This window comes from Mycobacterium kubicae, assembly GCF_015689175.1.
GTDB classification, from domain to species: domain Bacteria; phylum Actinomycetota; class Actinomycetes; order Mycobacteriales; family Mycobacteriaceae; genus Mycobacterium; species Mycobacterium kubicae.
The window spans coordinates 170,823-183,182 of the sequence record NZ_CP065047.1 but is presented as its reverse complement, the minus strand read 5'-3'; the positions used below and the strand labels follow the sequence as shown (position 1 = coordinate 183,182).

Below are 12,360 nucleotides of genomic sequence, written 5' to 3'. Positions count from 1 at the left end.
CAGGCGGTAGGCGCCGATTATTGGTGTTGTCCGCTCATTGTCTCACTACGATTCCCTGAACGCCGCGCCGGTCAGATCGGCCAACACGCTTCCTGGCGGCGGATTGTCGTGATCGAATGAAGCGGACCGCAGTCCCTCGCCGCCAAGAGGGCAGGATTGCGCCGCTTCGACAGACAGGAGCATCGTGACCGGGCTGGCCGGACGCTGTTGCGTCCAGAGATGATCGTGCGCGCCGGTTGCTCGAGCCGTGACAGCTAGCGGGGGCGTACCGTCGGCGTAGCGGTCAGCCGATGCCACTACTATGAACGTCTTGGTCGCCCCGGATGAAACTCGTTGAGACACAACATTTCCGCCGGTACCATCCCCTCAGGTGTTGTGGGACAGAGGCATTCGCAATCAACAGGTCGCTTCTTCGTCTCATGTGCGACATTCCCGCTGTCCCTCCTGCCGCCTGCCTCAGCACAGGCAGGGGACAGCAAAGGGTCACACTTTGCCGACCAGATCGCGAATAGCAGAGGGCGGCATTTCCTCAGACCACCCCGCCGTTGGCGTAGATCACCTGTCCGTTGACCCAACGGCCAGGACCGGCAAGGAAGGCAACGACATCGGCGATGTCGCCGGCCTCTGCCAGTCGCTCCATTGGCGGCATCGATTTGAGGCGCTCGATGGCCTCCTGCGGCTTGCCATCGAGGAAGAGCGGTGTGGCGGTCGGTCCGGGGGCGACGGCGTTGACGGTGATATCGCGGCCGCGCAACTCCTTGGCAAGAATCAGTGTCATGGCGTCCACGGCGCCCTTGGTCGCGGCGTAGGCCGCGTAGCCGGTCAAGGCGATTTTGACCACCGACGACGAGAAGTTGATGATGGCGCCGCCCGCTCGCACGCGACGCGCGGCCTGCTGACTGACTACGAAAGTACCTCGCACGTTGGTGCGGTGCATCCGGTCGAAATCGTCGAAGTTCAACTCCAGCAACGGTTTCACCAGCATGATGCCGGCGGTGTTAACCACCACGTCGACGCCACCGAATTCCGCTTCCACTTGATCGAACATGTCGGCGACCTGCGCCTCGTCGGCGACATCTGCTGACACCACCATGGCGCGGCCTCCCGCGCCGACGATCTGATCTGCGGTCTGCTGCGCGCTGTCGCGATTGCCGGCGTAGTGCACGGCCACCGCCATTCCCGCCCGGGCCAGCTGCACGCATACCGCACGGCCGATGCCGCCCGAAGCTCCGGTAACCATCGCCACCCTTGTCATGTCACCCTCCTATTGATATGTACGGTGCGTACATATACTATATCCGGAAAGGAGGTCGATGAGTCAACCAGTGCCACCCCGGCGAGGCCGGGGACGTCGTCCCAGTGAGCAGGTTCGCCGCGAGATCTTGGCGGCGGCCGGCGCGTTGCTATTCGAGGAGGGCATGGCCGGTTTCACAATGGAAAAGGTGGCCGGCCGCTCGGGTGCCAGCAAGATGACGATCTACAAGTGGTGGCCGACGAAGGGCGCACTGGCGCTAGACAGCTATTTCGCCACAGTAGAGCCGGAGTTGGCCTTCGCCGACACCGGCGCTATCGAGGAAGACCTGCGGGCGCAAATGCACAGGTTCGTTCGCGTCATCAGCGACTCCCCGGCCGGACGCGTGATCGCCGAACTCATCGGACAAGCGCAGTCCGACCCCGAGCTGAAAGCAGCTTACCTGCAACGTTATTCGTCGCCCCGACGACTGCTGGCCGTAGCAGCGATGGACCGCGCCAAGGCTCGCGGACAGCTACGCTCAGACCTCGACACACAGAGTGTCGTCGACCAACTGTGGGGTGCGTGTTATCACCGTTTGCTGCTCCCCGACGAACCGCTGACCGAGGAATTCGTTGACAACTTGGTCACCAATCTTTTCCGGGGTGTGATGCCCGATAGCAGGTGATCCGACCGCACGCTGTTGTGTTGGCCGGGCGCTGCGTCGCCGCGCCGATCCCGTGGGTGCAGCTTCGCCCACCATTGACCCATATCATCGACAACATGTCAGAGCAGAGTCGACGCGGCAAGTCGCAGAGGGCAGGCATTGAAGCCCCTGCACCCACTCGGTCGGAGAGGGTGCTGCAGGCCGCGGCGGAGCTGTTGCGTACCGGCGGCATAGACGCCGTCTCGACCCGGGCAGTCGCGGCAGCCGCCGGTGTGCAACCGCCTGTTATCTACCGGGAGTTCGGCGGCAAAGATGAACTGCTCGATGCCGTTTCGCAATTTGTGCTGGAGAGCTACCTACATAGCAAGCGCCGGCGACTGCAGCAAGCTTCGGGGGACCCGTTGCATTACCTTCGCGAGTCATGGGACCGGCATGTCGAATTCGGCCTCAAGCATCCGGACACTTATGTACTGACCTTCGTGCAATCTCGAGCCGGTGCGCGGAGTACCGCGGCCGCCGAAACCATCAAGTTGTTAGAGGGAGCAATCGCGAGGGTCGCAGACGAGGGGCGGCTGCGGATGAGCGTGGAGCGCGCGACCATGCTCTTCCACTCGGCCGGTATCGGCACCGTCCTGACGCTGATCGCCATGCCGCCCGATGAGCGTGATATGCAGTTGTCAGTACTCGGCCGCGACAACGTGATATCCGCAATCTGCAATGACAAGAAGGCTGCAGCTGCAAAGTCGTCGCCACTCACAGCACGTGCGGTCGCGCTGCGCGAAGCTGTTCGGCGAGCCGACGACACGCCACTGAGCCCCGCCGAACGTAGCCTGCTGTTGGAGTGGCTTAAGCGTTTGGCCGACCGGGATTAGTGATATCTACTCCCTTCCTCTCGGATTACGCGCTCAAGCGTGTAGAGCGGCGGGTGATCTAGATTCCGTAAGCCGCTTTGATGATGTCGGCGGCGCGCTCTCCGATGACCATGCATGGCGCCATGGTGTTGCCCGTCGTGATGCGCGGCATGATCGAGCCGTCAGCGATCCGAAGGCGCTCCACGCCGTAAACTTTCAGGTTGCTGTCGACAACGGACATCTCGTCCAAACCCCATTTTGGCGGAACAGGTTTGGTGCCAGTACGTGGTAGCAGCGTCACGCACGTACGTTTCCAAGTCGGCGTCGGGCAAGTCACCAGGTGCGACCGCTCGCCGTGCATACGGCCGCAAGGCTCGGGAAGCCGCGATTTCCCGACAAAGTTTCACCCCCGCCACGGCGGCCTTGACGTCGTCAGGATCTGCCAGGAGGCCGGCATCGACGGCTACGGGATCGGTGGGCTGCGGTCCGGTTAGGCAAACACGGCCTCGACTTCTTGGCTTCGCCAGCCCCAGAGCCATGGTCCAAGCGTTCTGCGGGGCAACGAATCTACTGCTGACTCGATGATTGGCCAGCGCAATTTCCGCAACGCAGCAATGTAGATCCGGTGTGTCCAGTGAGGGGTCGCTCTTGGAAAAGAACGTCGCTTCTGATCCATTATTGCGTGGGAACATCGGCTCCGGCGCCTCCCACAGACAGGGGATCAAAGCGTGATCCTGATAGTTCTGTCCCACGCCAGGTAGATGCTGATTCACCGGAATCCCGAACTTGCGCAGTTCGGCCGCATCGCCGATCCCTGACTGCATGAGCAGCTTCGGCGTGTGGATTGCGCCGAGGGACACGATCACCTCACTGGTCGCTCGAACCCGGCGCGTTTCGTTGCCGATCCGGAACTCCACACCGGTAACTCCCCGGCTATCCATGGTCAGTCTGGTGACCAGGGCGCGGGTCAGCACCGTGAGGTTTGACCGGTGCAAGTGCGGTCCAACGTAGGCGCGGAACGCGGACTGGCGGCGCCCGTTGCGGATCCGGATTTCTTGAATTGACGCGCCGCCGTCGGACTCCATCATGGCGCCGTTTTGACTTCGGTAGGCAGGAATCCCCACGCCCTCAGCAGCTTTGACGACCGCGGCGGCCAGTGGATGTGGGTCCGGTGACGGCTCGACGAATGCCGGGCCCCCGGTCCCGCGGTAGTGCGGGTCGGCTGGACCATGCCAGTCCTCGATCCGACGGTAGGTTTGCAAGATCGCCTCGTAACTCCACGATTTGTCGCCCGCCTCCTCAGCGAAGAAGTCCCAGTCATTCTTGTGTCCCCGCGCCCAGCACATGACATTGATGCTGGATCCGCCGCCGAGCACCTTGCCCATCGAAAGCCGTATCGATCGGCCATTCAGGTGCCGACTGGGCATCGCGACGAAACCCCAATCCCGCTCGCTACCCAGGTTCGCCGGCCATCGGGCGGCGTTCATCACCTCGGGCACGTCGTCAGTACCGCCGGCTTCCAACAACAACACGCTGACGTCGGGGTTCGCTGCTAAGCGCCCAGCCACGACCGAACCGGCTGACCCGGACCCGCACACGATGAAGTCGTACTGTGGTGTCGCTTGCCTGTTCAACATACCGCTCACGGTATCAGCGATATCACCATATGTATATCAGTGGAAACCTCATGTTCTGGGCGGCAACGGCGTCAAGGCTCCTTGGCCAGTTCGTCGAGCCATTCGCCCAACAATGCGCGCTCCGACTCCGAGAGCGTGTCCGCATGACAGGCGCATAACTCCTCCCGGAGCGCGAGTGCGCGCGCTGAGACGTTCCACAGCGCCTGCTGCGGCTCGAATTCGTCAAGGACCACTGCGGAAAGTGTGCTGTCGCGCAGCACGCGTGATATCTCTGGATCCCTTTCGTGCGCGGGAAGCGGCATCAATGCGAGAACGACGCTCAATCCTGCCGACCGGATCAGGGCGGCAGCGCGCTCGACACTGATCCGTAACCGCCCTTGGTTTCCCAGCTCAGCGACCACTCCGTGCAGGAGCGCGAACGACTGAGCGGCACACGCGGACATCTTGTCGCGCCCGCTGTAAGCGTAAGCAAGCAAATAACAATCCGGGTGAGTCAGCCCGAAATCGACATGCAGGTCCCACAGATGCTCGAGTTCTCGAAGCGGGTCGGGGTAGGTGGCGATCAAGCGACGCTTGTCGGCAATGTATTGGTCAAATACGAAGCGCGTAACGGCATCCAGCAGCCTCTTCTTGTCACCGAACCGGCGGTAGATGACCGGGGGCTGAACACCGGCGGCCATAGCGACGGCCCTGGTGGACAATGCATCGATACCACCGGCACGGAGCAAGTCAGCAGCAGCCTGAAGTATCTGCCGTTCGGCAGTTGCCGAAGGATCTTTCCGAACACGTACGGTCGGCATGTTTCCGACGATATCATTTTACCGTTTCCGCCGGGCGAACTGATATGACTACGCCCTAACGGTGTTCGTCGTATCCGGTATACCGCACGATAGAATTGGCGTTATCCTGACCATGCGCGGTGGCACATGGCTGGCAGGCTCGTTCAGACCTTCGTGCTTGCACTGAGGCGACTAGCGGCGAAACGCGCGGCTTCGGTGGTCTTGCCGGATTCGACGTAAGAGTTGTGCGCCGCGAGATCAACACCGTTCGAGCACATCGGGTCTGCGCCGTTGCAGAGATCGATTGTCCGGGACGCGTACAACGGCGTGACGGCGTTCAGGGGCCCGCTGGCTCGTAGTGGGTTCGCGAAGACGACTACGGCTGCCACATGAGTCGCTACATCCGTCGGCAATATGTCCGTATATCCGAACATGGGGCGCTCGGCGACGGTAACGAAATCGATTACCGCGGCCCCTTGCGAGTATCCGCCGAGCACCAATTGAGAAGCAGGACACTGCTTGACGATGATTTGAAGGAAGCGGCTGGCGTCGTTGGCGCCGTCGGCCGCGCGCCAATAGTCATGGGATGCCGGATAGTCGACGGCATATACCTTGACCGACTTGTCCGACATCAGCGATCGCAGGGAGTCAGCGAACGCTTCCCCCACGCGCCCGGGCCCTGGTGGCTCGTCAGTATCGCGCGCCAAAACCACTTGGATGTCCGCGCACTCAGACTTCGTGACAACCGGGTGGAATGCCCAATAGCCATGAAGACTCACCACGGATAGCGCCAGCAAGACCGTAGCCGTCAACGCTGGGGCCGCCAGTCCGGCTGCATACCGATTCATCATCGACGGCGCTTCAGCTCGAACGCAGCGCGAGTCACGCCGTAAAGGACTGAAATATCGACCACTTCGATCGGCTTCCCGTTGCGATGTTTCCGGTGGAATCGTCGTTATGATATCGATGGAATCACGGTGACGCAATGCCTCGTTGTTCTCTGCCGCTGTGCCGCTGGTCTCAGCCGTTCGGAGTGGTGGAGTGTCGGATCAATTCGGCTGCCTGTTCGGCGATCCCATACACCGTTGCCAGTGGGTTGTTTGACGGCAAGGAAGGCATCACCGACGCATCCACGATGCGCAGACCCGTGATCCCATGTACCCGCAGTTGGGTGTCTGTCACGGACTGCTCGGTTTCGCCCATCGCACATGTCCCTGCCGGATGGAAATAGGAGCTGAGGGTTTGGCGGATATACATGCGCAGACTTTGATCGTCGTCAGCTTTCGGCCCAGGCGCGATTTCCTGCCCGTACCAAGGCTTCAACGACGCGGCCGCCGCGATGTCACGGGCGATTCTCAATCCCGTGATCAATGTGTCCATGTCTCGCGCGTCGCTCAAATAGTTCGGATCAACGATCGGCGGCTGATCGGCGGCTGAGCCGGCTAGTTGTAGTGCCCAGGGTCGTTGGTTGAGATGTGACGACACGCTGTAGCGGTCGTTGATGGGTGAAGGTCTCCTGTCGTGGAGTGGAGCTGCTACCACTGCACCCACAACGAACAGGAGACCTTCGTGGTCCACGCTAACGCTGTTTTGACGCCTCGGGGTCGGTTGATGCTGGCTCGTCGTGTCGTTGATGAGGGATGGCCGATCGTGCGGGCCGCTGAACATTTCCATGTGTCGTGGCCGACCGCTAAACGTTGGGCGGTGCGGTATGCGGCGATGGGCGAGGCCGGGATGACCGATCGCTCTAGCCGACCCCATCACAGCCCTAACCGCACACCGCCGCCGGTCGTGCGCCGCATCGTGGAGCTGCGGTGGCGACATCGCCTCTCACCGCTGGCGATCGCGTCGCGGTTGTCGATGCCGGCCTCCACAGTGCACGCCGTTCTGGTGCGGTGCCGACTGAATCGCCTGTCGTACATCGATCTTCGCACTGGAGAGGTCATTCGTCGCTATGAACACGATCGCCCCGGTGCGCTCCTCCACGTCGATGTGAAGAAATTGGGCAACATCCCCGACGGCGGCGGCTGGCGATTTGTGGGACGAGCGCAAGGATGGCAGAACCGACGTTCGATGCCCGACACCAAACGCAGTCGTTACCGCAACGAATTGATGGGGCATGGCTTCGTGCACACCGTAATCGATGACCACTCGCGGGTGGCCTACGCCGAAATCCACGACGACGAAACTGCGGCCACCGCGATCGCGGTGTTGCGCCGCGCTGTGGGCTGGTTCGCCGTGCGCGGAGTGACGGTGCAACGTGTGCTCTCCGACAATGGCTCGTGCTACCGCTCCCATGCCTGGCGCCACGCCTGTGCTGAGCTGCACATCGTGCCTAAACGGACCCGCCCCTACCGGCCTCAGACCAACGGCAAAATCGAGCGCTTTCACCGCACCATGACCGCCGAATGGGCCTTCGCCCGTCACTACCCCAACGAACGCACCCGCCGCTCAGCTCTACCGGCGTGGCTACACACCTACAATCACCACCGGCATTTTCTGGGGTTAGCTGCCCTGTTGTGTGACGTTGCGTAAACCGGCGACACGGCCCGGTTCTGCAACAGATCTCCCGGGGTGTGGTGCTCGTGGCTGGTAGTGGTAAAGCTGCCTGCTGCGAGAGGAGATCAGGGTGCGGGCGTTTCTGGTGAGGTTGCCGTCCGGGGCGAGGTACTGGACGGTGCTGGATGAGGATTTGGCGGTGGTGGCCGAAGCGGATGCGTTCTTGCGGCATGTCCGATTCGGCCGTGACGGTTCGGAGTTGACCACAAGGTCATATGCGGGCGCCATCGCATTGTTTCTGCGCTGGTGTGTTCGCACCGGCCGGCATTGGCATGACGGGGTGGCGGCGCTGGGGCTGTTCATCACCTGGCTGCGTCACGCGGGGCCGCAGTCCAGCGGTGTCGAGGTCGTGGCGGGTGGGCAGGTGCTGGCTGGTCCGGGCGTTGAGCCGGTGCGTGGGGCGCGGCGGATCAACGGTGTGCTGACCGCGGTGCGGGGCTTCGTCGCTCACGCGGTGGCATCCGGTCAGGCGCCTGGCGAGCTGATGCCGTTGATCTATGAGCTGGCCGACGAGCGTGACCTGCCCGCGCAGGCCCGCGGTGAGGAACATCGGATGGCCTGGCGGATGCGGGCGCGGCATCGGTTGCACGAGCCAGAGGCGATGGTGGACCGGGCCAGCGATGCCGAGATCGTGGCGCTGCTGCGGGCCTGCCAGTCGGCGCGGGACAGGCTGATCGTGCTGTTGATGGCCAGGGCCGGGCTGCGGCGCGGCGAGTTGTGTGGCCTACGGCGCTCGGACGTTCACCTGTTGGCCGACTCACGTCTGCTGGGCTGTGAAATCCCGCGAGCGCACCTGCATGTGGTGCGGCGGGAGAATCCGAACGGCGCGTGGGCCAAATCGCGTCGCCAACGCGTGGTGCCGCTGGATTTTCTGGCGGTTCAGCTGTTCGATGTCTACGAGTTCGAGCGGTTTGCGGTGCCGCGGGCGGCTGAGTCGGATTTGTTGTTGGTCAACCTGTTTCGCGAGCCGATCGGCGCACCGATGCGCCCGGATACGATTAATGAATTGATCACCGCCTGCGCGCGGCGGGCCAGAATCGAGCATATGACGCCGCATCGGCTGCGGCATGCGTTCGGCAGTAACCTTGCCGACGCCGGTGCCGGTCTGGACGAGATCGCCGCCCTGCTGGGGCATGCGGCGATGAGTTCGTCGCAGGTCTATCTGCATCCCGACCCGGCCCGGTTGCGTGAGGCCGTCGACCGGGTCCGCAGTCCCCGCGAGCTTGCCGGGACGGACGGGTGAGCGCCGTGACGATGCCGACGGCTGCGATCGTCGCCGGCAGAGTGCACGTGTTCGCCGATCCAGCAGGAATCGACCGGCACGCTGCGTCGATCACCGTGGTGATCGATCCCGCGTTCCTCGCCGAAGCCGGCTGGGACGCGGCGCGAAAGGTGCTGTCGTTCGCACCGGAGCATCCGCTGCTGGGACGCCCGGTCTGCCGCGCGTCGGGCTGTTTGACATCCGCGCCGGCAGCGACGCGGATCTGCGCCTCGTGCCGGCGTCGGCTTGCCGAACACGGGCTCGGTGACGACGAGATCGCCTCGCTTCCGCCGCGGGGTCGCGAACGAATGGGGCGCGGGCCGGATGCTTGTGTCGTCGACGGTTGTCGACGCGAGTGGGAATCGGCGAGTTCCGGGCTGTGTCACGCCCACGCAGAACAGCTGCGCGCCTTGCCGGTTGCCGATGTCGACGAGTTCCGTGCTCACCGGCAAACCAGGCCGCTTCCGCCGTGTCCGCCGTGCGCGGTGGCCGCCTGCACTCGCCAGCGGCGCCATCCCGACGGTCTGTACTGTGAGGCGCACCAGCAGCGGCTGCGCACCGTCCGCGCACGTGACCCACATTTAGATGAAATCGTCTGGCGGGCAACCGAACCAGCGATCGGTCGCGGCGGCGAGGTTAGTCTGCGGGGCCTGACGCCGCTGGTGGTCGCTGAATTGCTGGTGGGCTTGCAGCAGCGCTGCCGGATCAACGCGGTCAAGACCGACGAGGCCGTGCTGCGCGCGTTCTGTAACGACTTGCTGGGCCAGCAGGTGGGGTCGATCGCCGACTATGTCATCGGTGACGGCCGGGGCCTGGAGTTCACCGGGCTGGTCAACTGCCTGATCGGTCATGCTCGGCGCGCCTTGTCGAGCCCGGAAACCGAAGTCGCCCAGGACGAATGGGACCTGGCGGTGTTTGGGCATCACGGCACGGTGTCGTTTACCGGCATCAGCCAGTCCTGGCTGCGGGAGGCCGCCAAGCGGTGGGCCGCCGATGACCTGCCGAAACGACGTGTCCGAGCCGGGCGGCGCACCAGCGCCGGCCTGGCCGTGCGCCACTACATCGGCTGCCTGGTGCGGTTGTCAGAGTCGCTGCGCATGCGCGAGGACCGCGGCGAACACCCAGCGGCGTTGGGACGCACCGATATGGAGGCGTTCCTGCACCGGCTGGCCTACCTTGAATCGGTCGGTCAGATCAGTGGCGATGCCCGGATCCGGGCCTGCCGCGAGGTTCGTGCCGTGCTCACCCGCATCCGGGCGATGGGGCTGACGCGGCCCGGCGGCATCGCCGCCGGGCTGGGCGAGGACTTTGTGATTGGGCAGGCGGACGTGCCTGTCGAACCCGAACCGGGCGAACCCAACCGGGACCTGCCGCCGGAAATCATGAAGCAGTTATGCGAACACCTGGATGAACTGACCTCATCAGAGATGCGCACCGCGGTCGAGTTGGCCATCGACACCGGCCGCCGTCCCGAAGAGATCTGCGAGCTGGACTTCGACTGCCTGACCCGAGACGACGACGGACAGCCCGTGCTGATCTACGACAACCATAAGGCCAACCGGCTCGCACGACGCCTGCCGATCAGCGAGCAGACCGCCGCCGTAATACTCGCCCAGCAGCAACAAGTCCGGAACCGCTACCCAAACACTCCGATCGGCGAGCTCAAGCTGCTGCCCACCGACCGGCGCAACCCCGGCGGACGCCGCGCGATCACCGGCTTTTCTCTCGCGTTCGCCCACCGCACCTGGGTCGACCGACTGCCGGTGCTGCGCAACGCCGATGGTGTCGAATATGACAAGAGCAAGGTGGTGCTCTACGCCTACCGGCACAGTTACGCCCAACGCCACGCTGACGCCGGCGTCCCCATCGAGGTGTTGCGTGAGCTGATGTCGCACCGCAAACTCGACACCACCAGCTGCTACTACCGCATCGGCGAAACCCGCCGCCGTGAAGCCGTCGATCGCGTCACCGCGATGCAGTTCGACCGGCATGGCAACCGCATCTGGCGGCAAGCCCAAGCATTGTTGGACTCCGAACACGCCCGTCGCGCCGTCGGCGAGGTCGCGGTTCCATTCGGTGTCTGCGCCGAACCGTCCAACGTCAAGGCCGGCGGCGGTGCCTGTCCGTTCCGGTTCCGCTGCGCTGGATGCGACCACTTCCGCACCGACGTCTCCTATCTGCCCGACCTGCGCGCCTACCTCGACGACCTGCTGCGCACCCGGGAACGCCTGCTCGCCACCACCGACCTCGATGACTGGGCCCGCGTCGAGGCGATGCCCTCCGAGGAGGAAATCCGCCGCATCCGCCGCCTGATCGACCAGATCAGAAACGGGCTCGGCGAACTCGAACCCGAACAGCGACAACAACTTCAACAAGCCGTCACCGTCGTGCGCCGACACCGCAGCGTCATGCTCGGCATGCCTCGCACCCGCCAAATCCTGCCCGACCTGCGCCCAGAGAGAACCCCATGACCACCAACACCACCCATGCCCTCGACGCGATGATCGACGGACGACGAGCCGACTCCACCAGACGCCGCCAACGCGTCCTTTCCGCCCTCGAGGTCGCCATCAAAGACGGCGCAGAACTCAGCGCCACCAGCATCGCTCAACGCGCCGGAGTCGACCGCACCTTCCTATACCGCCACCGCGACCTGCTCGAACGCATCCACGCCGCTGCAACCCAGCCACCAGACAAATCCGAGATCGGTCACCAGGTCACCCGTGCCTCACTGCAGGCCGACTTGCTCGCCGCCCAGCACCGCTGCACCCGCATGGCCGCACGCACCCAACAACTCGAGATCCGTCTGTCTGAACTGCTCGGCGAACAAGCATGGCGCGCAAGCGGACTCGGCGCGCCAACCGACATCGAGCAACTTCAGCAACGCATCGTCACGCTCGAACAACAAATCGTCGAGCTACGGCTGCAACTCGAAGAACGCGACCAAGACCTCACCGCCGCCCGCGCCGCCAACCGCGAACTTATGGCCCAGCTCAACCTCTCCCAGCCGACCGGCTGACAAATGAGTCCTTGCACCACACCTGTTGCGCACCATATTCTTCAGCAGCCAGCCGCGCGAACTGCGGAAACACCGGGACACTACCGCGACTCAGGCCGCGAGCCCAAGAGAACCGTCCACACTCCGCAATCGGCAAGACCCCACCCATCACACGGTTGACCAACCTGCCTGAGCAGTACAGCTGATATGTAGGCACTGTTTGTCAATAGGCAGGTGAAAGCCGCCCCGGTATGGGCCGGGGCGGCTTTCGTTTGATCGGGGTCAGTCGGGCGTCGCGGCGGTCGTTGGTCAACGACGGTGGTGTCAGACTGATATACGCGGGTTGGGTACCGCAAGACGATGGTTCGGCGCGAACG

At 63.7% G+C, this 12,360-nt stretch carries 10 protein-coding genes and 1 pseudogene; 6 read left to right on the top strand and 5 right to left on the bottom strand.

Annotation, left to right across the window (positions count from 1 at the left end; genetic code table 11):
* Positions 1-529: 529 nt before the first annotated feature.
* Positions 530-1,255 carry an SDR family oxidoreductase gene (locus I2456_RS00910; RefSeq protein ID WP_085072586.1) on the bottom strand — a complete coding sequence of 242 codons (726 nt, stop codon included), beginning with the start codon at positions 1,253-1,255 and terminating at the stop codon, positions 530-532.
* A 58-nt stretch (positions 1,256-1,313) separates the two neighbouring features.
* Between I2456_RS00910 and I2456_RS00905 the strand changes: the two genes are divergently transcribed.
* On the top strand, positions 1,314-1,919 hold the full coding sequence (locus I2456_RS00905; RefSeq protein ID WP_085072587.1) for a TetR/AcrR family transcriptional regulator: 606 nt from the start codon (positions 1,314-1,316) through the stop codon (positions 1,917-1,919).
* 20 nt (positions 1,920-1,939) lie between these two features.
* Positions 1,940-2,770, top strand: coding sequence for a TetR/AcrR family transcriptional regulator (locus tag I2456_RS00900; protein ID WP_241007830.1), 831 nt, complete (start codon positions 1,940-1,942; stop codon positions 2,768-2,770).
* Positions 2,771-2,828: 58 nt separating this feature from the next.
* Here the strand turns inward: I2456_RS00900 and I2456_RS00895 are convergent.
* The 4 genes and pseudogenes from I2456_RS00895 to I2456_RS00880 form a co-directional block, all read right to left on the bottom strand.
* Positions 2,829-4,386 (bottom strand): annotated as a pseudogene (locus tag I2456_RS00895) (GMC family oxidoreductase).
* A gap of 71 nt (positions 4,387-4,457) precedes the next feature.
* The gene (locus tag I2456_RS00890) at positions 4,458-5,186 is read right to left on the bottom strand and encodes a TetR/AcrR family transcriptional regulator (protein ID WP_085072588.1); all 729 of its coding nucleotides are present in this window, start codon (positions 5,184-5,186) and stop codon (positions 4,458-4,460) included.
* Between the two features lie 143 nt (positions 5,187-5,329).
* Positions 5,330-5,833: a cutinase family protein gene (locus I2456_RS00885; RefSeq protein ID WP_241007829.1), complete on the bottom strand. Its 504-nt coding sequence runs from the start codon at positions 5,831-5,833 to the stop codon at positions 5,330-5,332.
* Positions 5,834-6,185: 352 nt separating this feature from the next.
* Positions 6,186-6,839 carry a GMC oxidoreductase gene (locus I2456_RS00880; protein ID WP_170291479.1) on the bottom strand — a complete coding sequence of 218 codons (654 nt, stop codon included), beginning with the start codon at positions 6,837-6,839 and terminating at the stop codon, positions 6,186-6,188.
* Between I2456_RS00880 and I2456_RS00875 the strand changes: the two genes are divergently transcribed.
* The 4 genes from I2456_RS00875 (at position 6,735) to I2456_RS00860 (ending at position 12,004) form a co-directional block, all read left to right on the top strand.
* Positions 6,735-7,700 carry an IS481 family transposase gene (locus I2456_RS00875; RefSeq protein WP_163703754.1) on the top strand — a complete coding sequence of 322 codons (966 nt, stop codon included), beginning with the start codon at positions 6,735-6,737 and terminating at the stop codon, positions 7,698-7,700. The two genes, I2456_RS00880 and I2456_RS00875, sit on opposite strands and share 105 nt — an antisense overlap.
* A 94-nt stretch (positions 7,701-7,794) precedes the next feature.
* Entirely contained in the window at positions 7,795-8,967 is a 1,173-nt protein-coding gene (locus tag I2456_RS00870; protein ID WP_033710464.1) for a tyrosine-type recombinase/integrase, read from the top strand.
* Positions 8,964-11,456 (top strand): tyrosine-type recombinase/integrase, encoded by a 2,493-nt coding sequence (locus tag I2456_RS00865; protein ID WP_141244865.1) that lies wholly within the window; start codon positions 8,964-8,966, stop codon positions 11,454-11,456. Before I2456_RS00870 ends, I2456_RS00865 begins: the two co-directional genes overlap by 4 nt.
* On the top strand, positions 11,453-12,004 hold the full coding sequence (locus tag I2456_RS00860) for a DUF6262 family protein (protein ID WP_080711234.1): 552 nt from the start codon (positions 11,453-11,455) through the stop codon (positions 12,002-12,004). Before I2456_RS00865 ends, I2456_RS00860 begins: the two co-directional genes overlap by 4 nt.
* Positions 12,005-12,360: the final 356 nt, after the last annotated feature.